The organism is Bacillus sp. TH30 (assembly GCF_016650875.1).
Taxonomy (GTDB): domain Bacteria; phylum Bacillota; class Bacilli; order Bacillales; family Bacillaceae_G; genus Bacillus_A; species Bacillus_A mycoides.
In genome coordinates, this window is the sequence record NZ_JAEKEY010000002.1 from 294717 (window position 1) to 318137 (window position 23421).

Below are 23421 nucleotides of genomic sequence, written 5' to 3' on the forward strand. Positions count from 1 at the left end.
ATACAAACCCCGCGCTCTTTAAAAGTTAGATAATTCAGCCTTTTAACTTTTTCTACATCAACTCTTTAATTTACGCCACGTATACTAACTCAATATAAGTTATACATATAATAGCGCCTTCAACACGACATTTTCAAATAATAGCACTTACAGTAATGTTGTAATATTCCTCTTCATTCTCTGAAATCCTGCAAATATAACTCGTCAAAATATGCGATAAATACTAACACTAAGCACCTAATTTAGACAAAAATTATAGAGGACATTTCAGCATGTATCAAGAAATAAGAATAGAAAGATAAGTAAGGGAGGATTTATAATGACTGAACACGTTTTATTTTCTGTTAGCGAAAACGGCGTTGCATCTATTACTTTAAACCGTCCAAAAGCACTTAATTCTTTATCCTATGACATGTTACAACCAATTGGGCAAAAACTTAAAGAATGGGAGCAAGATGAGCGTATTGAACTCATCGTTTTAAAAGGAGCTGGGACGAAAGGTTTTTGTGCAGGTGGTGATATTAAAACGCTATACGAAGCACGTTCTAACGAAGTTGCATTACAACATGCAGAGCAGTTTTTTGAAGAAGAATATGAAATTGATACATTTATTTATCAATACAAAAAACCAATTATCGCTTGTTTAGATGGAATTGTAATGGGCGGTGGTGTCGGTCTGACAAATGGAGCGACGTATCGAATTGTAACAGAGCGTACGAAGTGGGCAATGCCTGAAATGAACATCGGTTTCTTCCCTGATGTCGGTGCTGCTTATTTTTTAAATAAAGCGCCTGGATATACTGGTCGATATGTTGCTTTAACAGCATCTATTTTAAAAGCTCCTGATGTATTATATATTAACGCTGCTGATTACTTTATGACATCAGATTCATTACCAAATTTCCTTACCGCACTTGAAAAGGTAAATTGGAAAAAAGAAGATGTACATACTCATTTAAAAGAAGTTATTCGTACATTTGCAACTGCTCCAAACTTAGATGGCAATCTTTCTTCTTCAGTAGAAGAAATTAATTCGCATTTTGCATTCGATACAATTGAGGGAATCATTCAATCGTTAGAGAAAGATCAAAGTCCATTTGCCCAAACAACGAAAGAAAAGCTATTATCCAAATCCCCTGTTTCATTAAAGGTAACATTAAAACAGTTTATTGATGGCCAAGAAAAGTCAGTTGAAGAATGTTTCGCGACAGATCTTATACTCGCTAAAAACTTCATGCGACATGAAGATTTCTTTGAAGGAGTACGCTCCGTTGTAGTTGATAAAGACCAAAATCCAAATTATAAATATAAACAATTAAGTGATGTTTCAGAAGAAGATGTAAATCGATTCTTTAACTTACTTAACGCTTAAACAAAGAGGCCATATATTGTAGCACACTCTCAGCTACTCTATATGGCCTCTTCTTTTTAGTTAAATAATTTTAAATATAATTTAATTTTATTTAACTAAAATGTATGTTAAACTAACGTTAATCGAATTTTCTAAAAACAAAAAAGGAAGGCGGATAACATTATGGAAAATTTTTTTCTGTTTATTATTATGTCTATATGTCTTATTATTCTACCCGGTCCTGATACAGCAATGGCTACGAAAAACACATTGATTGCCGGCAAAATCGGCGGCGTAAAAACTGTTTTTGGTACTTGTGTTGCGCTTTTAATTCACACTTTAGCTGCTGTAATTGGTCTTTCAGCACTTATTGTAAAGTCTGCTCTTTTATTTTCTATTTTTAAATATGTTGGTGCTGTATATTTAGTCTATATTGGTATTAAAGCCCTTTTAGCAGTAAGAAACACAGAAGACTTAAATACAAATGACGTTCCAATAAATAATGACAATAAACATACTTCTTGCTTTCGCCAAGGGTTTCTTACAAATTTACTAAACCCTAAGATTGCAGTCTTCTTTTTAACTTTTTTACCACAGTTTTTAAATCCAAATCATAATACATTTATACAACTTCTCGTTATGGGACTTACTTATCTCATTTTAACCGTCATTTGGTTTGCTTTTTATATATTTTTAATTGATAAAATTAGTGCTTTTATGAAAAAACCGAAGACACAGCGTTATATTCAAGGGATTACAGGAATCGTCTTAATTGGGTTTGGTATTAAATTAGCCTTTGAAAGAAATAGTTAACACAATACAAACGAAAATACACTACTCCATTATGAGTAGTGTATTTTCGTTTGTATTATTTTTATAATGAGTGGGAATGCACCCCACTCATTATCATTTCACTTTATTAAAACCAGCGCTCAGTTACAACTTTTTTACGTGTATAAAATTGAACGCCATCCGTACCATTTGTACCAAGATCTCCAAAGAATGAAGCTTTGTTTCCTGCAAATGCGAAGAATGCCATTGGTGCTGGAACATTAACGTTTACACCAATCATACCAGCATCAATATTGTCTCGGAATGTTTGTGCATGTTTTCCATTTGATGTATAAATAACAGCACCATTCGCAAATTTCGATTGATTTGTCAGCTTAATACCTTCTTCTAAATCTTTTACTCTTACAATACTTAATACTGGAGCGAAAATTTCATCTTGCCAAATTTTCATTTCTTGATTTACACCATCAAAGATTGTTGCACCAACAAAGTAACCTTCTCCAACTTCTTCATTGATTTTACGGCCATCTACTAGTAAAGTTGCTCCATCTGCTACACCACTATTAATATAGCCTAAAACACGTTCTTTATGAGATTCACGGATTAATGGTCCAACATAATTATCTTCGTTGAAACCGTCACCTACTTTTAACTTCTTCGTTTCCGCTACTAATACATCAATGAATTCATCAGCAATTTCATCAACTACTGCTACTACTGAACATGCCATGCAGCGCTCTCCACTACTTGCAAACGCAGACCCAATTACACCTTGTACTGTTTTCTCAAGGTTGCAATCTGGCATTACAATCGCATGGTTTTTCGCACCTGCTAACGCTTGTACACGTTTACCATTTTTTGTACCAGTTTCATATACGTAGCGTGCCACTGGCTCAGAGCCAACAAACGAAACTGCTTGAATATCTTTATTTTCTAAAATACTATTTACAACATCTTTTCCGCCTTGTACTAAATTTAATACCCCTTTTGGAAAACCAGCTTCATAGAATAACTCTACAAGTCGCTCAGCTAAAAGTGGCGTTCTTTCAGATGTTTTTAATACGAATGTATTACCGCAAGCAATTGCAAGTGGGAACATCCATAATGGAATCATCATCGGGAAGTTAAACGGTGTAATACCAGCAACAACTCCGATTGGGTAGCGCCAAATCGATCCATCAATTCCACTAGCAATATTCGGAAGAGCTTGTCCCATCATTAAATTTGGTGCTGATGTTGCAAGTTCTACCGCTTCAATACCACGCTGTACTTCACCAGTTGCATCCGTTAGCGTTTTACCGTTTTCTAGCGTAATGATTTTTGCAAGCTCATCTTTATTTTCTTGTAACAGTTGTAGATATTTGTATAGTTGTCTTGAACGATTTGGAACTGGCACTTTAGACCATGTTTTGTATGCCGCTTTTGCCGCTTCAACAGCTTTTTCAACATCTTCTTTTGGAGAAAGTGGAACGTAAGCGATGATTTTTCCAGTTGCTGGATTCGGAACCGCTTCTACTTCCGTACCAGTAGATTCTACCCATTCGCCATTAATATGATTTTTCACTCGTTTAATTTCAGTTGTAATCATTATATTCTCTCCTTTTTTATCATGGTTTTTATAAGTGCACTATTTTTGATTAGAAATTAATTGTTCGCTAACTTTCTTATATAAAGCAGCCATATCGTTTTCACCATATCCTGCCTCACTCGCTTCTTCATATACATTTAATAGCATCTCACTTACCGGTAAGTGAAGTTCACTTTCTTTAGCTAACTCTATCGCAAATCCTAAATCTTTCTTTAATAAATTTACAGTAAAGCCTGGCTCATAATTTTCTGATGCAATGAAACTTTTATAATTACGCTCATAAATTCTACTTTGACCGTAACTTACATTTAAAATATCAAACATTTTATCTAAATCCATATTGTTCTTTTTCGCTAATGTTAAAGCTTCACTCACACCAGCTGTATAAAAACCAATTAATAGATTATTAATTAATTTAACAGTTGTACCACTATCAATCTGCTCACTAACATGGAAAACATTCGCTCCAAGCACTTCCATGACAGATTCAGTTTTCTCATATACTTCTTTCGATCCACCAACCATAAACGTTAATGTACGGTTTTCTGCACCAATTACCCCACCGCTAACAGGTGCTGCTAAAAAGTCTACTTTCTTTTCCTTCGCCGATTCCTCTAATTGTTTGTTTAATTGTGGAGATACTGTACTTGTATCAATTAAAGCTACATTCGAGTGGCTATTTTCAAATAATCCTTCTTCTCCAAAATATACCGCTTCCACAGCACGAGGTGAAGGCAAACTTGTAAAAATCACATCGCATGTCTCTGCTAGTTTTGAGATTGATAGGCCGATAATTCCTCCTTCTTTTTCAAAGGAAGCTTCCGCCTCTTTATTCAAGTCCACTCCGTATACTGTGTAGCTAGATTTAACTAAATTTTTAGACATTGGAAGACCCATGTTACCTAAACCGATAAAACCAATCTTTTTCATATCGCTTTCCTCCTATTTACACAATATATTTCCCGCGATTTATAATAACTTTCGCAATATCTCTCTTTTTCGTAAATAAGTTTGAGTATAAAGGCACTAATAATTGACGGATTTCAGCTAATATTTCTTGTCTATTTTGTTCTTCTGTGACAGCTGCTGAAAGAATGGAAATCGCCGATTCTTCTACTTTACGATATCCTTCTTCACAAATAACATCTGTTATCATTTGCTTCGTACGCTCTTTTTCCTCACCATTTTTACTAACTGCTTTCCTCGTACGTAAAAATGCTGATTCCATGACGTACACGTCCGTCAACATATTTGATAATACGCGTGAATATTCTTGCTCTTGCTCAATTTTTAAACCTGGAGTTTTAGAGAGCGTTTTCAAAGATTGTTTCAACAATTTTTTCGATAATAAAATGTAACGATGGTTTCTTTCTACATTTGCTACATCAATTTCTACTTCAGCATCTTCTATTTGTTCGATTTGCTTCATTAACATTTTTGCAACTGTTAATCTATTAATTTCATTCGTTCCTTCAAAAATACGACTAATCCTAGCATCACGATATAATCGTTCTACTTCATATTCTTGCATATAACCGTAACCACCATGAATTTGTACAGCTTCATCTACGATATAAGCAAGTGTTTCAGAAGCGTTTACTTTATTCAGTGCACATTCAATTGCAAATTGGGACATTTTTTTCATAAGATCTTCATCACTCTCATGAATTGCTTCATCAATTACACCCGCTGTACGGTAAGCTGCACTTTCTGCTCCATATGTAGAAATAATCATATTGGCAATTTTCTCTTGAATCATCGTAAAATCTACTAATTCCGTTTGGAACTGTTTTCGCTCTTTTCCATATTGAACTGACAAACCGATTGCTTGTTTTGCTGTTCCAATATTTCCAAAAGCAAGTTTTAGTCTAGCGAAGTTAAGAATATTAAGAGCTACGTGATGCCCTTTCCCAACTTCCCCTAAAATATTTTCAGCGGGGATGACAACATCTTCTAAAATAAGCGTCGCTGTTGAAGAACCTTTAATCCCCATCTTCTTTTCTTCTAATCCTATTGATACACCTTCACATGTTCTTTCGACAATAAACGCTGTCATTCCTTTATTTGTCTTCGCAAAAACAACGTATACATCTGCCATATGAGCATTTGTAATCCACTGCTTCTCACCATTCAACTTCCAAGCAGTACCCTCTTCATTCAATACTGCACTCGTTTTTGCACTTAATGCATCAGAACCAGCATTTGGCTCAGTTAAAGCATAAGCACCAATCCATTCTCCCGATGCGATTTTCGGTAAATATTTTTCTTTCTGTTCTTTCGTTCCATAATATATGTAAGGCAATGTACCTACACCGGCGTGTATATTAAAAGAAACGCTAAATGCACCAGCGTAACCCATTTTCTCTGCTACAAGACCTGAGACAGCCTTTCCTAACTCGAATCCACCATAATCTTCTGGTACCTCAATGCCTAATAATCCAAGTTCCCCAGCTTTCTCAAATAATTGACGAGAAACTTTATAGTTATGTTGTTCAATATTCTCAATTTGTGGGACAATTTCTTGTTTAACGAATTGTTCTGTCGTTTTTGCAATTAAATCTTCATCCCCTGAAAAATCTTCTGGTGTAAAGAAAGTATTATTCACATCTTGATTGAGTGAAAAAAATTCATCCCATGGTAACTTCGTTTTCTCCATCTGAATCCCCCTATCATTTCGGCCTTCATTGCTAATGCATATGCTCGTCTACGATGAGTGGAATATCTTATTATTGAAAACAGAAGGCGATGATTCTTCACATCAAGCAGTTCGTTTTGCCAAAGATGTATTCTCATCGCCTTAGTTGTTCTACCTATTGATCTTCAGATAATACGGTTTTTGCAATTCCAGTATCTAACTCTTCAAAGTCATGATATGAAATTGTTTCATATAACTCACTTCTCGTTTGCATATTAGAAAGTGCATCTTTTTGAGAACCTGTTTCCTTAATTAAAGTAAATACATTCTGATACGCTTTCGCTGCAACGCGAAGTGAAGTTACAGGATAAATAACCATTTGGAAGCCCATATTTGCAAATTCCTCTGCACTATAATATGGAGTTTTACCGAATTCGGTCATATTCGCTAATAAAGGGGCATTTACTTTACTATTAAATAGACGGAACTCCTCTTCTGATTGAAGTGCTTCCGGGAATATAGCATCTGCACCTGCTTTTACATATGCGTTCGCTCTTTCAATCGATGCATCTAATCCTTCCACGCCGCGAGCATCTGTGCGTGCTACAATGTATAAACTTGGCGCAACTTCTTTAATCGCTTTAATTTTTTGAACTAATTCTTCTGTAGTAACAAGTTTCTTACCATTTAAATGTCCACATTTCTTTGGTAATTGTTGATCTTCAATCTGAACAGCCGCAACTTTCGCTTCCACCATTTCTACAGCTGTTCTCGCTACGTTTAGTACTCCACCAAATCCTGTATCAATGTCAACAAGAACTGGTAAATCTGTAGCTCTTACTAGATCTCTTGCTCTCTCTGCTACTTCAGTAGACGTCACGATTCCTAAATCTGGTAGCCCTTTACTTGCAGTATAGGCAGCTCCCGATAAATAAAGAGCTGAAAAACCTGTATTTTTCGCAACAAGAGCCGCCATTGCATCATGAGCACCTGGAATTTGCAAAATTTCATTTGCTTCTACTAAAGCTCGGAAGCGATTCGCAAGCTCCTCTTGTGTTGACTGTTTATTCACAACCCAAGCCATTCTAAATTCCCCCTATTATTAAATTAAGAATAGATCTACAAATTCGTTTACATTCATATTTTCTAGTTTTTCTTCATTTAGACAAGCTTCATGGATTTTTTCTTGTTGCTTACTAGAATAATGACCCGCCATATTTGCAGTGAATTTCCGAACAACTTTTGGAATTGCTTCGTCTCTACGGAAACGGTGGCCAAGTGGGTATTCACATTCCACATTTTCTGTTACAGTACCATCTTTAAAATGAACTTGAACAGCGTTGGCGATTGAGCGCTTGTTCGGGTCAAGGTAATCTAAACTGTACTGTTTGTTTTCAACAACAACCATCTTATTACGTAATTCATCTACACGTGGATCATTCGCTACTACATCCTCATAATCATCCGCAACGATATCTCCTTTTAATAAACCTATTGCCGTAATGTATTGTAAGCAATGATCGCGATCAGCTGGGTTATTTAATGGACCTTCTTTATCGATAATACGAATTGCTGACTCATGAGTTGTAATTGTAATACGATCAATTTCATCTAATCTTTCTTTAAGTTCCGGATGTAATTTCACTGCACATTCTGCAGCTGTTTGTGCATGGAATTCTGCTGGGAATGACACTTTGAATAATACATTTTCCATTACATAAGATTCTAGCGGTCTTGCTAATTTTAATTCTTGCTTGTTAAATAACACATCTTGGAATCCCCATCCTGGTGCAGATAATGCCGTTGGGTAACCCATTTCACCTTTTAATGCAGTCATTGCAAGATGAACACCGCGGCTCGTCGCATCACCTGCTGCCCATGATTTACGTGAACCTGTATTTGGAGCATGACGATATGTACGAAGACTAGAATTATCAATCCACGCATGTGATAATGCATTAAAGATTTCTTCACGCGTTCCGCCAAGCATTTTCGCAACTACTGCAGTTGTTGCTACTTTTACGTATAATACATGGTCAAGACCAACACGGTTTAAGCTGTTTTCTAAAGCAAGTACACCTTGAATTTCATGTGCTTTAATCATCATTTCTAGTACTTCACGTACTTTTAATGGTTCTTTTCCTTCTGAAATACGAACGCGGCTAATATAATCTGCAACTGCTAAAATTCCGCCTAAGTTATCAGATGGATGTCCCCACTCTGCTGCAAGCCAAGTATCGTTATAGTCTAACCAACGGATCATACATCCGATATTAAATGCGCCTTTTACTGGATCTAGCACATAAGATGTTCCTGGTACACGTGTACCATTTGGCACGATTGTTCCTGGTACAACTGGTCCTAATAATTTCGTACACTCTGGGTATTGTAGTGCTAAAATTCCACATCCAAGTGTATCAAGTAATACGTAGCGAGCCGTACTGAATGCCTCTGCACTTGTAACCTCTTTATTTAATACATAGTCCGTAATTTCTTCTAATAATGCATCTTTTTGTTTAATTTCATTTGTTTTAATCATGCTATTCTTCCCTTTCTGTCGAAAATTCGTTATTATTAATGATGGGCGTCGGTCAAACACCCATCTGGCGGGCGGCGCTAACAACTCCCCAGTTGTTTTTATTTACTAAATGCATGTCGCTCGCCAATATAATTTACACGCGGACGGAACAAACGATTGTTCGCATGTTGCTCAATTACGTGTGCACATAGCCCTACTGTTCTAGAACTAAAGAAGATTGGTGTGTAAAGTTGAATTGGAATACCAAGCATCCAATATACTGGAGCAGCATAATAATCAAGATTCGGATAAATTCCTTTTTCCTTCTCCATAATTTTTTCTCCAGCTTCACACATTTCATATAGTGTATAATCGCTTTTCACATCACATAACTGCTTTAATGCTTCCTTCATCATAAGTGCTCTTGGATCCATCTTTTTCATATAAACACGGTGTCCAAAGCCCATAATTTTTTCTTTGTTATATAGTTTCTTCTGTAATAACTCTTCAAATTTCTCAACATTACCAGCTTCTAAAAGCATGTACATAACCGCTTCATTCGCACCGCCATGAAGACTTCCTTTTAAGGATGCAACTGCTCCTGTTAAAGCGCCGTATAAGTCGGATTGCGTTGATGCAATAACGCGTGCTGTAAATGTAGAGTTTGGCATTTCATGTTCACTATATAAAACAAGGGAACGATCAAAGATCTTCTCTTCAAGTTCAGTTGGTTTCTTTCCAGTTAACATATAGAAGAAATTCGCACTATATGACAATTCTTGAAGAGGCTCAATTGGTTCCTCATTATTTAAAATATGGTAGCTATTCGCTACAATATTTGGCACTTTACTTAAAAGCTTGTATCCTCGACTTTTATTCACTTCTAACGAGCGGTTTTCGATATCACTATCGTAACCAGCTAATGCAGACACACCTGTACGTAGCCCATCCATAGGATGCGTTTCCTTAGGCAATGCCTTTAGAACATTGAATACACCTTCTGGCACTGCATATTCTTCTTTTAATTTCTTTTCAATTGTTGCTTTCTCATCCTCATTCGGTAAACGTTCTTCTAATAAAAGGTGCACAATGTCTAAATACTCTTTTGTTTTTGAGAGTTCGATTAAATCATACCCTTGAATTACAATTTCACCTTTTACTGTGTCAAGAAACGAAATTTTCGTTTCCGCTGCTACTACACCATCTAATCCCGGGGAAAATTTTTCTTCAGCTTTCATCATTATTTCCTCCAATCCTAATAGATCTTCGTGCACATAACTGTAAGCCTTTACAATAATATGAAACTACATTTCTATTTCAATGTATCAGAGTTTTTAGAAGATTTCAATTTATTTTATAATGATAAGTTTCCTATACTTTTACCGATGTAATAATACAATTTTTCAAAAATAACTTTCATCTTTTATAAAGAAAGGACAGACATCCTTTTACAATTTTTTAAAACGAAATATAACAATTATCCATATAATCCCACTAAATATACCTTTAATCCCTTTTTCTTCAACAAACATAAAAAACCGAGCTGCACTCATGCACAGCTCGGTTTTTTATAATATTTATTTTATATTCCCATAAATATAATTCTTATATAAAATTTATTTATTTTTAATAAAATTATTATTTTACATAATTAAATTAAATTTCTTCCGTTTCTTTACGCTAGCTTACAACTAATTCATAGTTTTGAAAGTACGAAAGATTATCAAAATCTATAAAAATAAACTACCGTCTTTCTCAACTGGCACTATTTCCCGAACTGGTTTCTCAGAAACAATCCCTAAAGAATATCCGGGCTGAATTGAGCTATTTCCTCCGTACCTTACAATACATCAAATAGATTCATCATGTTTTATACGCAATTCTTCCTTAAAGCATCGTCGAGCATCATGTTCAATTGAAATTTTCATCTTCGCTCTTCCTGTTTACGCAAAATCTTTTTTACCTAATCGTTGTTTTACAAAAATGACAAATATAATTAAAGCTATTAATCCTGAAATTGCACTACCTGCGAATAAAACACGGTAACCAAACATTTGTGAAACAACTCCAAGTAAAATCGCACCTAATCCAATCCCTAAATCAAAAGCGGTAAAGAATGAAGCGTTAGCAACTCCTCTTTTACTAGGATCAACAATTGTCAGCATCGCTGCTTGTAAAGCGGGCTGTGCTGAACCGAATCCAACACCATATAATGCCGCTGCAATCATTACACCTATCAAACCATTTGAAATCGTTAGTACAACTATCGCTAAAATAGTAATACATAGTGCCGGAAGTATGATAAAAACTTCTCCATACTTATCTAATAGTTTTCCTGAAATAGGTCGTACAATTGTTAAAGCAATTGCATATACAAGAAAGAATGTCCCAGGATTCACATCAATTGATGACGCGAATAACGGTAAAAATGTTGTTATTCCTCCATATGCAAATGATAAAAAGAAAACAACAACCGTTATTGATAAAACGGATTTTTCAAACAGCTGAATTTTCCCTTTTTCTTTTTGTGGCGTGAATGGCATTTTCGTTATTAACGATAATACGACTGCCATAAAGGATAAAAGAGTTGCTAACAAGAATAGACCATGAAATGAATAATTTTGTACAACCCATAATCCAATCATCGGGCCAATTGCCATCGCGATTGTCATCGCCATACCATACCAGCCCATCCCTTCACCACGACGTGAATCTGGAATAATATCAGTTATCGCTGTTCCAACTGCTGTTGTAGAAACAGCCCACGTCACTCCGTGAATAACGCGTAAAACAGCTAAAAGGACAATAGTCGATGCTAAATTATACGAATACATCGTTATCCCAAAAAATATGAGTCCGAAAATAATAAAAGATCTTCTACCATATTGATCTAACATACCTCCAATAATCGGTCGTATTACAACTGCCGCTATTGTAAACATTCCCATCATCAGTCCAACTTGCGATTCATTTCCACCAATCTCTTTAATAAAGAGCGGGAGCGTTGGAACAAGTAAATAAAACCCCGTAAATAAAAATAACATCGCGATAGTCATTTGTATAAATGATTTCGTCCATAATCGTTCCATTAAAATTCCTCCATAAACACGTAAAATATTACAATCAACACATCAATTGTATATTTTTCATGTTCCCTTGCCCTCCGCTAATAGACGTATCTTTTCATAATAAATGGTCTACCATCAATTTAAGTTGGTCTTACGACTTTATGCCTATGTTTTAAGCAAAAAACCTATATATGTACCTTTATATGTTCTAGAAGAATATACTATTTTATTATTAAACTTAGGAGTGATCGTTTTCATGTGGGTATCACCAAGAATAACCGCCGTTGTCCCAGCAGCTCCCTCAATACATGTTCCTGCCGTTCATACAGCTAGTTCTGATGTTGGTATCGAACTTCCTGCCGCTTGGCAACAATATCAATCGACTGACCAAGTCACCCCTTCATTTTGGCATCATGGTACACACCCGAGTAGTGCTACTTTTTATGGACCTAGTTATCCAATACCGCCAACTCAAATTTTTTATCATTTCCCATCAATTTACTTTCAAAATTTCTATGGTACTTTTAATATTTAAAAATAATATTACTCTTTATAATACAAAAAGCACCAAAGAAACCGTTTTTCCCGGTACCTTTAGTGCTTTTATATACATTACTTATTGTCCATTATTGACAGGGACTTCTCCTGTGTTCTCGCCAGTAGTTGGTGGCGTTGTTGCTGGTGGCGTTGGAGTTGTATTCCCTTGGCCTCCTCCACCGTTAGTCGGTGGGGTAGTATTTCCTTGATCCCCACCGTTGTTCGGTGGCGTTGTATTCCCTTGGCCTCCACCATTGTTCGGTGGTGTTGTATTTCCTTGGCCTCCACCATTGTTCGGTGGTGTTGTATTTCCTTGGCCTCCACCATTGTTCGGTGGTGTTGTATTTCCTTGGCCTCCACCATTATTTTGTTCATTTTGCTTATTTAATTCATCTTGTTTCTTTTGCTCTTCTTGCTTCTTAAGCTCTTCTTGTTTCTTAAGTTCATCTTGTTTCTTTTGCTCTTCTTGTTTCTTAAGTTCTTCCTGTTTCTTTAATTCCTCTTGATTTTTCTCTTCTTCAGTTTTTTGCTGTTGATCTTGTTTTGGTTGTTCCGTTGTATCCGGTACGCTCGTATTTGGAGATGAATCACGTTTTTCACCTTTTATACGTAACTCACTACCTTCTTGAATAACACTACTTGGCATTTTAAAGCGTGATTTATCTGTAGCCATCTCGCTCATCATTTCTTTAAAGATCAACTGTGCAATTTTCGTATTTTTACTACTAATATACTCGTCTTTACCATCTTTCATATATCCAGTCCATACTGCCATCGTATATTGCGGTGTATATCCTGCAAACCAACTATCACGAGTTGCACTTTCTGGAATTCCATATTGTGCTAGTTGTTTTGAAGAATAGTTAGTTGTACCTGTTTTACCAGCTACATCTAAAGAGGCCACATTTGCCGATGTACCAGTACCTGATGTAACTACAGAACGAAGCATATCAGTAATCATATATGCTGTAGAATCCGCCATAACTGATTTTGGTTTTTGTCCAAAACTTTGTGACTTGCCGTCTGGATAAACTACTTTCTTAACAAAATGCGGCTTCGTATACTTACCGTCATTCCCAAATGCCGCATAAGCACCTGCAATTTCAGTTGGTGACGCTTCATTTGTACCGATCGCTGTTGATTCTGTCGGTGCTACATTAAATGTAATACCTAATTTCTCAGAGAACTCTTTCGATTTACTAATACCTACCTCTTTAGCTGTTTTAATAGCTGGGATATTACGTGACTTTGTTAGTGCTTCACGCATTGAGATTGGCCCTAAATGACTTCTATCTGCATTTCTAACTTCTTGGCCAGTTGAATACTTAAATGGAGAGTCATCAATTTGATGATAAGTAGCCCATTTTAAATATTCAATTGCAGGAGCGTAATCAAAAATTGGTTTCATCGTTGAACCAGCTGCACGATCTAATTCAATCGCCATATTATGCCCTTTAAATACTGCTTTATTTTCACCGCGCCCACTACCTATAGCGCGAACTTCTCCAGTTTTCGTATCCATAAATGTGAAAGCACCTTGGAATTTATCATTTGGATAATTAATAATATTTGTATTCAAAATATTATCAGCTAATTTCTGTGCTTTTGGATCCAATGTTGTATAAATTTCTAAACCATCAGATCCAATATTAACATCTGGTATTTCCTTTTCTACTTCTTTCACTACTGCATCCATAAATGCAGTATGTGGCATCGCTTGTAGTTCAGCTGCACTCTTAATATTTTTATCCACTGGTACTTTCGATGCTTCTTCCATTTCTGCCTTTGTAATATAACCATGTCGATTCATTAAGTTTAGTACAGTATTTCTTCTTTCTGTTGCCCTTTGAACATTTTCTTTTTTCGTTGGGTCATAGTTATTCGGTGCTTTTGGTAAACCGGCAAGCATCGCAACTTCTGGTAATGTTAAATCTTTTAATTCTTTACCATAGTAGTTTTGTGCCGCTGTTGCGATTCCATATGAACGGTTACCTAAATTAATTTTATTTAAATACATCTCTAAAATTTCATGTTTTGAATACTGTTGTTCTAGCTTATAGGCTAAATATATTTCCTGAACTTTACGTTTTGACGTTTTTTCCATCGATAAGAAGTAGTTTTTAATAACTTGCTGCGTTATCGTACTTCCACCTTGAGAGCCATAATCTCCCTTAAGACTAACTAAAACTGCACGAGCAGTCCCTTTAAAGTCTACCCCGCTATGTTCGTAAAAACGTGCGTCTTCTGTCGCTAAAAATGCATTTTCTACTAATTTTGGAATTTGATCATACGTAACATTCGTCCGCTTTTCTTTCCCATATTCATATACCAAATTCCCGTCTTTATCATAAATTTTTGAGGATAACGGATTAACAAGTTTTGCTTTCTCAAGTTTTGGTGCATCCTTAATCATTACGAAAAAGGTAGCAACCCCTGCCACTAAACCTAAAATACCAAGTAGTAAACAACTGATTAAAAATTTACGAAAAAACGATGTTTTACCTTTTGGTTTTGTTTTTTTAGAAGCTGGCTGTTTTTTCTTTTGAACTTGTCGTCGCTCCTCTCGAGAACGATAATTTTCTGACATGTTACTTTCTCCTGCCTTTCAATTCTCCCGTTGATTTACTTGAAAATATTGAGGTCACTTTCCCAAATACATTTAATCAAGAAAGTATATTGACCTGGAGCATTCAATATTTTCCCAATTCACAGATTATACATTTTAGAATACTTCTTATACAAACTATTTTCACTTCTATTTTTTCTAATAATACTGCCCCTTAAAGCATAGAATGTAAGAAGTGAATTTTTAATACCTCGTATAAATAATATACCTTTTTTTCAAATGGTCAATATTTTCTTATTTATAAATCAAAGGTGAAATAAAAATAGCACAACGATATGTACTTCGTGTGAACTTCCTTATAATTACGTATAATGAACATTTGATATATTATATATAAATATAATACCTCTTTAATTATTAGGATTTCAACACGACAATCCCCTTATCTACAAGAAACCATCTAAAATGAAAAATAAGGAGTTGCGTAATGATGAAGCTATCTCCCGTTATTTCAAAAAAATTAGTTGCTGTTGGCTATAATCCTTTTTCTATGATTTTACGTATTCAACTAAAGAATGGTATGTATGATTTCTTTAATGTGCCAGAAAGCATTTACACCGGTTTATTAAACGCACACTCTAAAAGTTATTATCATAATACTTATATTAAAAATTCTTACCGCTATACTAAAATTTAAACTTGATTGGCATACAAAAAAGAAAGGCGAATCAAATCCCCTTTCTTTTTTGTATGTCAATCGCAATTTACCTTCTATTTCTTTTATTAATTTCATCATACGCTTGAACTTGTTTTTTAAGTCGCCTGTCGGCTTTTTTATCATGTACGACAAGAACTGCGTGTATCGCGCCTGGAACCCAAAAAATTAAGGTTAAAATGAAATTAATAATCGCTTGAAACGGCTTTCCGCAAAATAAAACAGCTACCGGCGGAAGTAAAATTGCTAATAAGTACATCATGTCTGAAAAACTCCTTAATGTTTATTTTCCGATTCTTCCCCATCCATCTCCTACACTATCAAACCTATGAAATCATGTTATTTCTAAAAGCGTATATAAGAACTCATCATTACAAAAATCACATATAATAGTATAACTAAATGAGAAGCCTCTCACTAACGTTAACAAGTTATTTTCACCTGTTCATTTATATGTATATTCTACGCCTATATGAAAAAGCCTACAAAAACAATTAACACATCCATCTTGTCCTACTTCTAAAATTGAAATACTCCAAACTTCATTGAAATGAGTATTTCATCACCTTTTCTTAGATTCCAATCGTTGTTCCTCTACTATTTCGGTTAATCCAATTGCTGAAATTACAGTACCTATTGCCTGTATCCAAATACCTATTAGCCCTATTATACGTTGATCTTCTTTATCTATATTACTGTCTTCTTTTCCCTTTTCTTCTTTTGGTATATTTTTAATACCTTCATATGCTTGTAATCCCGCACCTAAACTTTGCATTGAATTCCCTAATACGATAATCCACTGTATTCCATTTATCTCATTCAATGCTACTTCTACTCCTAAAAAAGCGCCAATTGATTGCAAACTATTTCCAGTAATTATAAGGAAATCATTTTCTTTCATTTGTTCATTGAGATTAAAATACGTTCCTATTACATTTGAAATATTACCTAAAGCTAATAACTCAATCCCCGTTTTCGCTAGCGCTTTATTTTTATTATCTATAGTTACCTCTTGCTTCTCACATTTATCTTCATCTTTCGCATCATTAGTTGCTATAATTTGTAATATATATCCGAGAGCTTGTAATGAACTCCCTACAATAACGAGATCCGACTCAATCTTTTCTTCCCCTGCAAACCCTCTAGTTGTTCCAATTGCTGCTATAAGATTTCCTCCTACTTGAAACCAGGCACCTGTCAATTCTAAATCGCGTAGGTTCATTTCCCATCACCTATATTTAAATTTTCTAGTACATTCAAAACAAACAAATATCACCTTTAATTCATTATTCTATTTTTCATATGTAATTTTGTGCATCACATAATGTACTAATAATACAAAAGAGCACCTTTCAGGCGCTCTTTTTGACAAGGAGTTTCTCAATGAATGTATGCCGGACATGTCAATGACTCACCGTTTTTATCTATTGATATATTTAATATATAATGAATTGCTTTATGTGACCACATTTCAGGTGTAGGAGATTCTTTTACATATTGAGGTGCACATAAGTGAAGCATTGGAGTGCTAATACTGCCACCTGGATCTAAAGCAACTACTGCCATACCATTTGGTAGTTCCATTGCCATTGAATGCGTGATACCTTCAACAGCAAACTTCGAGGCACAATATGGCGCAAGTTCAGCCTCGCCTTCTCTTCCCCAACTAGAGCTCATGTTAATAATAATTCCTTCTTTCCTAGCTATCATCGCCGGGACGAACGCCCTAATGACATTTACTACCCCGTTCACATTTACACTCATTACACTTTCAAATTCTTGTGCGGTAACTTTCCATAGAGGTGCATTTTGATTAACAATCGATGCATTATTTATTAACATATCGGGAGCCCTATACTTATTAAGAATACGACTTGCCCATTTACTAACTTGGTGATGATTTGAAACATCAATTATTTGAAAATCATGTGAAGCACCGTAATATTTATTAAGCTCTTCAATTTTATTTTTTGAGCGTCCACACCCTGCTATGTTCCACCCCAATTCATGAAACCTATCAACCATTGCACGTCCTAACCCTTGCGTTACTCCAGTAATAATTACAAGTTTCCCAATGTCGTTTCGCTCCAACTTCATCTCCTCCTTTCCATTAATATTACTCTTTTTATTCTTATTCAACTTCTCACTTAAGTATCAATTCATTTCATACTTTAGAAGTATTTTTGATATTACATATTACAAACAAAAAGAGTAACTATCATAGTTACTCTTTTTGTTTGTATCATTATTATTTTTAAATTGTATCTTCTATTTCCTACATTTCTCACATCGATAAATATAGGTTACACCTTAATGAAAGTATATTTATGTTTACGGTTCGATTTATCCAAATACTTTTCAATCCACTTTTTCAACTTAACAGAGCCCACCTCTATCAATAAATTTCCACCTAGTCTTATAACATACTTTTATTTAAATTCTCAATCTCATTTTGCAACTTTTTAAATTGCTCAAAATGCATTGTTATAGATTGAATACTATTCCTTTCAACATTTTGCTTTACTAATAAAACGCCTGTATCGTGAAAAATTGCTTCAAGTTCTTTCCTTATAGATACTTTCGTAATATATGCGGTTTTAATTGCCGATAAAATTGCTATTTCATTAAACTTTAATTTTATTTCATTAGGACAAAATGCTTTTTCGATCAATGTGACATCATTACTATAAATATAAGCAATAAGTTTACTTGATTCTGCATCTGTTAAATCCACTGTTTTTATAACATTATCCATTACATTTTGCCTCCTTTAATTCCATATATATTAATTATTCAAATTTATTCTTTTTAAAATTCAGCTCTTCATTAATTTTAACATACTTTTTGCTCGATTGATTAAACAAAGCTTCAAACATTTTTCTATTCCGGAATATTTGTCAAATGAACCAATTAGACTATACCTTCATATAGTAATGCAAACAATTACTTATAAAGTAGGTGAAAATTATGCCCTCAGTTGTTGGGAATTTAGTTGTACAAAATAGTAACGGATCTTTCAACTTAGGTGATTTCTACAATGTTTCTCCAAAAGAGAATACGAAAGCTTATAACGGCTCTGGCGCATCTAACGTTGGTTTCGTAGTGAACACTTTTAGTGGGGTTAGCGCGACTAATACATTTGATTCTGATCTAGCAGATCAAAACCAAGTTGGTACGGCCTAACCAGATCTGTAATCATTTTTGTATAACATTTTAAAATTTGTCTATACTATACTCAGGCTGATACACAGCTATCATTGATTTTTTGAGTGCCAATCTTTTTCTCCCTTTCCCTGGGGCTAAGCAGCTAGCTTGCAGCTAGCTGCTTTTTCATTTAGTTCTTCACCTCTTCAAAAAATTAGGTTTTAACAGGTAGCCTGACTCACAGCCGAATTTTGAGGTGTGAATCTGCCTGTCCGTAAATAGCTAGATAAATTAAAGAAGTTAAACTTCAAAATTCAGCTTCTTTTAGGTTACATCAATTATGTCCATTGCAGAAAATATATATGTTTTATAAAATGCATCTGTACATTTTACAATTTGTTGAATTGGATTTATATGAACCACTGTCATATAACTCGTAAGTATGTATCCTTCTTCAAAATATGTCACTAACATCTCTTCTTCAGACAATAATGAAGTTAATAATTTGTCTGAAATGCTGTCTTTCGCTTCATTTGTTATTAGCGGTCTTTGGACTTTTAATTTCTCTCCAATAATTTTTTTCATACTTAATAATTGTTCCGACATTACTGTAAACGGAACCCACTCTCTTCCTTTTTCCTGTATCTTTACATAATTCATTTTCTTTACTCCTCAATTTTCTATATCTATCCATTCTTGAACTACCCCACTTTCACTTCGTTTAGAAGTGGGGGATTCCTAAGTAAAGAGTTCTTAGGCTATCTCCGCAGTCCTTGCGGTTAGAAGCCTTATCGCTTCATTCTTTAGATTGATACTTGCGTTAATATCCCTATCATGATGTGTACTACAAGAAGGGCAGTCCCATTTACGTAGGTTTAGATTTTTAACGTCTTTGTTTTGATATCTACAACAAGAACATAATTGGCTTGAAGCAAATGTTTTCGATACGACAATGACTTGTTTGCCGTATCATTTTGCTTTATATTCCAACATGGTTCGAAACTGTGACCATGATACCTCACTAATTTCACTTCTAAATACACTTTATCCATCTCTTATTTATATGTAGCGTAGCTTTCCAATTCAAAACTATTTATGAATTTGTAGAAATATCCACTCCGAAAGAACATTCGTTCTAATTATACACGAACGAATGTTCTTTCGGAAGTGCAATATGTAAATTTTTCAAACAAAATGCAACTTTAATATATGAAGTTTATTCATACTCATTTATTACTCCCTTTTATTAATCAAATTTCTTTGCACTTCCTATCGCATCATAGAATACGTGTAGCAACAATAAAAGCGACTCCACCTAATGTGAAGTCGCTTTTATTGAACTAATTATATTTCTAATTTTACTTTTCTATCCTAACTAACGTTCTTTCTGTAATACAAATTTCAGCTACATCTCATTAACCATCCTTCAACAAAAGCATACACTTTTATTATGAACGAACTCACAAAGCTTTAGAAACTTATGATGTAAAACAATTCATTCCTCATAAGTTTCATACATATCGACAATTACTACCATTTATCCTGCTATTTGCAGGCAGTAAGATTCACACTCATTAATTTTTCACTTTCTTTATTGAATATGCTTGGGTTGCATTATAATATGTAATTCTCTCTCTGTTTCTGTTTTTTTCGGATTCCGATAATATTCCAGTTTATATTCTAATACTTCATACTCAACCATCCCAATCTTTATCCCTTTTGTTTCTTTTAATACAGCTAATAGAACGCTTATATTTTCATTAGATGATTCAAAAATTTTCCCTCCGCCTTCTCTCTTAAAAATAACTTTCATATATTCTCCCCCAAATTAATTTAATAATCTAGTAAATATAAAAATATTCATCCTATTTTAATAAAGTGAAGGCTAATAATCAGTGGGGGTTTTACGAGCAGTAAGACTCCCACAAATAGCGGGATAAATAATTCTTATCATCATTAAGAACATCCTTTTGTACTAAATGTTCAACATGTCACTTCCTATAAAGCTAATTTATACTCCAATAAATATGATATGTACCATTCTTTAAATTATGTCCTCAATTCACTCTCCACGAAAATATATTTAGTTTATATTTAACAAAATTAATTAACTAAAACATTATCATTTTAACATTTTGCGAATTTAATTGCTTATTCCTTTATCTACATCCAAATTTTCCTATTGTAATTCTTAATATTTAAATGTAATATTGTATTGTCTTACTATCTATTTATAACTCACACACTAACGCGAAAAGGGAACTCTATATGAGTTCCCTTTTCTATTGAAAACAAAAAAACAGAAATATAGCATTATGCTAAATCTCTGTTTTTCTTCTAAACCTTATTTCTCATCTAAGAATTTAAATGTATCTTTAAATTCTTTATCTGTTACTTTAATATCTGCTTCTTTCAATAGATTATTGATTACTTGTTGTTTCCATTTACCTGTCGCATCTTGCAGTCTTTGTTGTTCTAAATCTTTTCGAATCGTATCTTTTACTTCATCAAATGGTTTCAATTCTTTTTTATCCGTCACTTTTATTATATGATAACCATAAGATGTTTTTATTGGCTCACTTACTTGTCCTGCATCTAATTTATACGCAGCTTCCTCAAACTCTTTCACAGTTTGACCAGGAGCAAAACCAGCTATTTCTCCGCCCTGTTCCTTTGAACCAGTATCTTCCGAATACTGTTTCGCTAAAGCAGTAAAATCTTCACCATTATTTATTTTCTCTTTTACTTCTTTCGCAGTTTTTTCATCTTTCACTAAAATGTGACTTACCTTCATTTCAGGTTTATGGTTATCTTTCACATCTTTATCTGTGACAGTCGCTCTAATCGCTTTCTCAAGTGCAATTTCTGGCTTCATTCTCTCTTTTAATTCATCTTCATTCTTTAATCCTACTTGCTCTAAAGCAACTTTAAACTTGTCACCCATTTGTTCCTTCGCTGCTTCTACTTGTTTTTTAGCTTCTTCATCTGAAACTTTATATTTATCTAGCAATGCCTTATTTAACATCATTTGAGATAAAGTACTTTTTCCATATGTTTGCCTTAATTCTTTACTTAACTCTTTCTCTGTCAAGTTTCCTACTTTTGATGTTGCAACATTTTCTGAGGAACCACACGCAGACAATGTTAACGCCACACATGCAATAATAGTTCCCATAAATAGCTTTTTCTTTTTCAATTCAAATACCTCACTTTGATAAATGTATATTAGGAACTATACAGCGCTATTGTGAAATCAATGTGTTTTCTACAAGTATTTCTCTTCATACCAGAGACAAGCTTTATTAAATAAAAAAGCCGGCATAAAGCCGACTTTTTCACATCATTTAATCTGCACATGTTCTTCTTTGATCCATTTGTTCCCACCTATATCTATATATCCATCTTGACGATTCCAAATACGATAAGGGACCTTCCCATCGACCGCACCTGTATCATTCCCGTTTGGCCCATCGTACGTTCTAATTTCATATCCAGGTGTGTACTTTGAATATGCATAAAACCATTGTACATTAAAATGTTCTAACTTAGCCCACTGTTGTTCACCACCTAAACAAATCATATCTTTTTCGCCACCTCCCCAATAACCTTTATAGATTAAATATGGGATTTTTTTCGTAAGTCTTCCTATAAATTGCGGATTCGCAGGATTTTCATATAAATTAATTCCGTATCCATCATCATATTTTGAAACTGCAATACCAATTCCATTTGGTTGCTTACTGTCTCCAATACTAGATTGATTTGTTTGATTTGAACCTATAAACCAAGAAAGATTTTTATTCCCAATTAATTGATTCAAATCACATTTTCCAATACCAGGAACATTTCCTGAATCAGTATATTGCCAAATATCACAAGGATATGCTGGTTTATTCCCTCCATAACGAGGAATCCAAATAAAATCAGCATCAATATTGCGAGCTCCAAATGATACATACGTATGATGTCCTACATATAAACCAATTTTTTTTGCACCTAATCGGCGTAATTCATCAATAAATGCTTGAGTCCCGCCTTGCATATCTACCATTGTTTGAACTTCTACATCTGCCACCCAAAATTTAGCGTTTTTATCGCCACGATTCCAAAAATCTTGCGCTTCTTTTTTTGCATCTGAAATAGATATAAAACGGCAAAATGCATAATTCCCAAATGGGATACTACGTTTCTTCATTTCTTTCACATAACCTTGATACATAAAATCGACCGTATTCGAACCATCTTGAACTCTAGCAATAACTAAATCTAGCTGAGACGCTGCAATATCCCAATTAATATTTCCATTCCATTTCGAAATATCTACAATATAACCCATTACTAATCAACTCCTTTTTATTATCTTATTCAAAGCTTGTTTTATTGCTAAACCCATACGCCTAATAGCAAGCTTCTATAAGACAAATAAATATATTTTCATCATTTTTTAAAACTAAATAATTTCTTTTTATCCATAATAAATAAGTCCTTCTTTTTTTCATTTGTAAAC

General features: G+C 34.3%; 21 protein-coding genes and 2 pseudogenes. 5 read left to right on the plus strand and 18 right to left on the minus strand.

Annotated elements, in window-relative coordinates; all coding sequences use genetic code 11:
• Positions 1 to 319 precede the first annotated feature (319 nt).
• Positions 320 to 1372, plus strand: a complete 1053-nt coding sequence (locus JFU20_RS03750; RefSeq protein ID WP_201038351.1) for an enoyl-CoA hydratase/isomerase family protein — start codon at positions 320 to 322, stop codon at positions 1370 to 1372.
• A 159-nt stretch (positions 1373 to 1531) separates the two neighbouring features.
• Entirely contained in the window at positions 1532 to 2164 is a 633-nt protein-coding gene (locus JFU20_RS03755; protein WP_085960726.1) for a LysE family translocator, read from the plus strand.
• A gap of 106 nt (positions 2165 to 2270) precedes the next feature.
• Here JFU20_RS03755 and JFU20_RS03760 read toward each other — a convergent pair whose 3' ends face one another.
• The 8 genes and pseudogenes from JFU20_RS03760 to JFU20_RS03795 all read right to left on the minus strand — a co-directional run bounded on the left by JFU20_RS03760 (position 2271) and on the right by JFU20_RS03795 (position 11973).
• Complete coding sequence (locus JFU20_RS03760) at positions 2271 to 3731, minus strand: CoA-acylating methylmalonate-semialdehyde dehydrogenase (protein ID WP_016126890.1); 1461 nt, start codon at positions 3729 to 3731, stop codon at positions 2271 to 2273.
• 39 nt (positions 3732 to 3770) lie between these two features.
• Positions 3771 to 4661 carry an NAD(P)-dependent oxidoreductase gene (locus tag JFU20_RS03765; protein ID WP_002012741.1) on the minus strand — a complete coding sequence of 297 codons (891 nt, stop codon included), beginning with the start codon at positions 4659 to 4661 and terminating at the stop codon, positions 3771 to 3773.
• A gap of 16 nt (positions 4662 to 4677) precedes the next feature.
• On the minus strand, positions 4678 to 6387 hold the full coding sequence (locus JFU20_RS03770) for an acyl-CoA dehydrogenase family protein (protein ID WP_002012740.1): 1710 nt from the start codon (positions 6385 to 6387) through the stop codon (positions 4678 to 4680).
• 154 nt (positions 6388 to 6541) lie between these two features.
• Positions 6542 to 7450, minus strand: coding sequence for a methylisocitrate lyase (gene prpB, locus JFU20_RS03775; protein ID WP_201038352.1), 909 nt, complete (start codon positions 7448 to 7450; stop codon positions 6542 to 6544).
• 18 nt (positions 7451 to 7468) lie between these two features.
• Entirely contained in the window at positions 7469 to 8905 is a 1437-nt protein-coding gene (gene prpD, locus JFU20_RS03780) for a 2-methylcitrate dehydratase (RefSeq protein ID WP_002085755.1), read from the minus strand.
• Between the two features lie 98 nt (positions 8906 to 9003).
• The gene (mmgD, locus tag JFU20_RS03785) at positions 9004 to 10125 is read right to left on the minus strand and encodes a citrate synthase (RefSeq protein WP_201038353.1); all 1122 of its coding nucleotides are present in this window, start codon (positions 10123 to 10125) and stop codon (positions 9004 to 9006) included.
• A gap of 439 nt (positions 10126 to 10564) precedes the next feature.
• Positions 10565 to 10812, minus strand: a pseudogene (locus JFU20_RS03790) (HesB/YadR/YfhF family protein).
• A gap of 15 nt (positions 10813 to 10827) precedes the next feature.
• A complete protein-coding gene (locus JFU20_RS03795) occupies positions 10828 to 11973 on the minus strand; it encodes an MFS transporter (RefSeq protein WP_002012732.1) in 1146 nt (381 codons plus the stop codon).
• Between the two features lie 235 nt (positions 11974 to 12208).
• Here JFU20_RS03795 and JFU20_RS03800 point away from each other — a divergent pair, with 235 nt between their 5' ends.
• Positions 12209 to 12487: a hypothetical protein gene (locus tag JFU20_RS03800; protein ID WP_201038354.1), complete on the plus strand. Its 279-nt coding sequence runs from the start codon at positions 12209 to 12211 to the stop codon at positions 12485 to 12487.
• Positions 12488 to 12568: 81 nt separating this feature from the next.
• Here the strand turns inward: JFU20_RS03800 and JFU20_RS03805 are convergent, their stop codons facing one another.
• The gene (locus tag JFU20_RS03805; protein ID WP_002012731.1) at positions 12569 to 15076 is read right to left on the minus strand and encodes a transglycosylase domain-containing protein; all 2508 of its coding nucleotides are present in this window, start codon (positions 15074 to 15076) and stop codon (positions 12569 to 12571) included.
• Positions 15077 to 15542: 466 nt separating this feature from the next.
• On the opposite strand from JFU20_RS03805, the gene JFU20_RS03810 reads away from it, so the two are divergent.
• Positions 15543 to 15752, plus strand: a complete 210-nt coding sequence (locus JFU20_RS03810; protein WP_002085762.1) for a KTSC domain-containing protein — start codon at positions 15543 to 15545, stop codon at positions 15750 to 15752.
• A gap of 67 nt (positions 15753 to 15819) precedes the next feature.
• Here JFU20_RS03810 and JFU20_RS03815 read toward each other — a convergent pair whose 3' ends face one another.
• From JFU20_RS03815 to JFU20_RS03830, 4 genes are all read right to left on the minus strand, one after another.
• A complete protein-coding gene (locus JFU20_RS03815; RefSeq protein ID WP_002085763.1) occupies positions 15820 to 16032 on the minus strand; it encodes a YqaE/Pmp3 family membrane protein in 213 nt (70 codons plus the stop codon).
• 300 nt (positions 16033 to 16332) lie between these two features.
• Complete coding sequence (locus JFU20_RS03820) at positions 16333 to 16992, minus strand: DUF6944 family repetitive protein (RefSeq protein ID WP_002035373.1); 660 nt, start codon at positions 16990 to 16992, stop codon at positions 16333 to 16335.
• Positions 16993 to 17150: 158 nt separating this feature from the next.
• The gene (locus JFU20_RS03825; protein ID WP_201038355.1) at positions 17151 to 17861 is read right to left on the minus strand and encodes an SDR family oxidoreductase; all 711 of its coding nucleotides are present in this window, start codon (positions 17859 to 17861) and stop codon (positions 17151 to 17153) included.
• A gap of 325 nt (positions 17862 to 18186) precedes the next feature.
• Entirely contained in the window at positions 18187 to 18525 is a 339-nt protein-coding gene (locus tag JFU20_RS03830; RefSeq protein WP_002031841.1) for a hypothetical protein, read from the minus strand.
• Between the two features lie 212 nt (positions 18526 to 18737).
• On the opposite strand from JFU20_RS03830, the gene gerPF reads away from it, so the two are divergent.
• Positions 18738 to 18953: a spore germination protein GerPF gene (gerPF, locus tag JFU20_RS03835; RefSeq protein ID WP_001141569.1), complete on the plus strand. Its 216-nt coding sequence runs from the start codon at positions 18738 to 18740 to the stop codon at positions 18951 to 18953.
• 285 nt (positions 18954 to 19238) lie between these two features.
• Here gerPF and JFU20_RS03840 read toward each other — a convergent pair whose 3' ends face one another.
• The 5 genes and pseudogenes from JFU20_RS03840 to JFU20_RS03860 form a co-directional block, all read right to left on the minus strand.
• Positions 19239 to 19574, minus strand: a complete 336-nt coding sequence (locus JFU20_RS03840) for a YolD-like family protein (RefSeq protein ID WP_002085766.1) — start codon at positions 19572 to 19574, stop codon at positions 19239 to 19241.
• Positions 19575 to 19667: 93 nt separating this feature from the next.
• Positions 19668 to 19940: pseudogene (locus JFU20_RS03845) on the minus strand (zinc ribbon domain-containing protein); the annotation flags it as partial.
• Between the two features lie 565 nt (positions 19941 to 20505).
• Positions 20506 to 20727: a hypothetical protein gene (locus tag JFU20_RS03850; protein ID WP_002012623.1), complete on the minus strand. Its 222-nt coding sequence runs from the start codon at positions 20725 to 20727 to the stop codon at positions 20506 to 20508.
• A gap of 531 nt (positions 20728 to 21258) precedes the next feature.
• Positions 21259 to 22110, minus strand: coding sequence for a peptidylprolyl isomerase PrsA (locus JFU20_RS03855; protein WP_201038356.1), 852 nt, complete (start codon positions 22108 to 22110; stop codon positions 21259 to 21261).
• Between the two features lie 144 nt (positions 22111 to 22254).
• Complete coding sequence (locus tag JFU20_RS03860; RefSeq protein WP_002136170.1) at positions 22255 to 23250, minus strand: glycoside hydrolase family 25 protein; 996 nt, start codon at positions 23248 to 23250, stop codon at positions 22255 to 22257.
• Positions 23251 to 23421 lie beyond the last annotated feature (171 nt).

What these genes read in the sequence shown, in the direction of transcription:
- JFU20_RS03750 (WP_201038351.1), top strand. Translation starts at nt 320, where the DNA reads ATGACTGAACACGTTTTATTTTCTGTTAGCGAAAACGGCGTTGCATCT.
- JFU20_RS03760 (WP_016126890.1), bottom strand. Translation starts at nt 3,731, where the DNA reads ATGATTACAACTGAAATTAAACGAGTGAAAAATCATATTAATGGCGAA.
- JFU20_RS03765 (WP_002012741.1), bottom strand. Translation starts at nt 4,661, where the DNA reads ATGAAAAAGATTGGTTTTATCGGTTTAGGTAACATGGGTCTTCCAATG.
- JFU20_RS03770 (WP_002012740.1), bottom strand. Translation starts at nt 6,387, where the DNA reads ATGGAGAAAACGAAGTTACCATGGGATGAATTTTTTTCACTCAATCAA.
- prpB (WP_201038352.1), bottom strand. Translation starts at nt 7,450, where the DNA reads ATGGCTTGGGTTGTGAATAAACAGTCAACACAAGAGGAGCTTGCGAAT.
- prpD (WP_002085755.1), bottom strand. Translation starts at nt 8,905, where the DNA reads ATGATTAAAACAAATGAAATTAAACAAAAAGATGCATTATTAGAAGAA.
- mmgD (WP_201038353.1), bottom strand. Translation starts at nt 10,125, where the DNA reads ATGATGAAAGCTGAAGAAAAATTTTCCCCGGGATTAGATGGTGTAGTA.
- JFU20_RS03795 (WP_002012732.1), bottom strand. Translation starts at nt 11,973, where the DNA reads ATGGAACGATTATGGACGAAATCATTTATACAAATGACTATCGCGATG.
- JFU20_RS03800 (WP_201038354.1), top strand. Translation starts at nt 12,209, where the DNA reads ATGTGGGTATCACCAAGAATAACCGCCGTTGTCCCAGCAGCTCCCTCA.
- JFU20_RS03805 (WP_002012731.1), bottom strand. Translation starts at nt 15,076, where the DNA reads ATGTCAGAAAATTATCGTTCTCGAGAGGAGCGACGACAAGTTCAAAAG.
- JFU20_RS03810 (WP_002085762.1), top strand. Translation starts at nt 15,543, where the DNA reads ATGATGAAGCTATCTCCCGTTATTTCAAAAAAATTAGTTGCTGTTGGC.
- JFU20_RS03815 (WP_002085763.1), bottom strand. Translation starts at nt 16,032, where the DNA reads ATGATGTACTTATTAGCAATTTTACTTCCGCCGGTAGCTGTTTTATTT.
- JFU20_RS03820 (WP_002035373.1), bottom strand. Translation starts at nt 16,992, where the DNA reads ATGAACCTACGCGATTTAGAATTGACAGGTGCCTGGTTTCAAGTAGGA.
- JFU20_RS03830 (WP_002031841.1), bottom strand. Translation starts at nt 18,525, where the DNA reads ATGGATAATGTTATAAAAACAGTGGATTTAACAGATGCAGAATCAAGT.
- gerPF (WP_001141569.1), top strand. Translation starts at nt 18,738, where the DNA reads ATGCCCTCAGTTGTTGGGAATTTAGTTGTACAAAATAGTAACGGATCT.
- JFU20_RS03840 (WP_002085766.1), bottom strand. Translation starts at nt 19,574, where the DNA reads ATGAATTATGTAAAGATACAGGAAAAAGGAAGAGAGTGGGTTCCGTTT.
- JFU20_RS03850 (WP_002012623.1), bottom strand. Translation starts at nt 20,727, where the DNA reads ATGAAAGTTATTTTTAAGAGAGAAGGCGGAGGGAAAATTTTTGAATCA.
- JFU20_RS03860 (WP_002136170.1), bottom strand. Translation starts at nt 23,250, where the DNA reads ATGGGTTATATTGTAGATATTTCGAAATGGAATGGAAATATTAATTGG.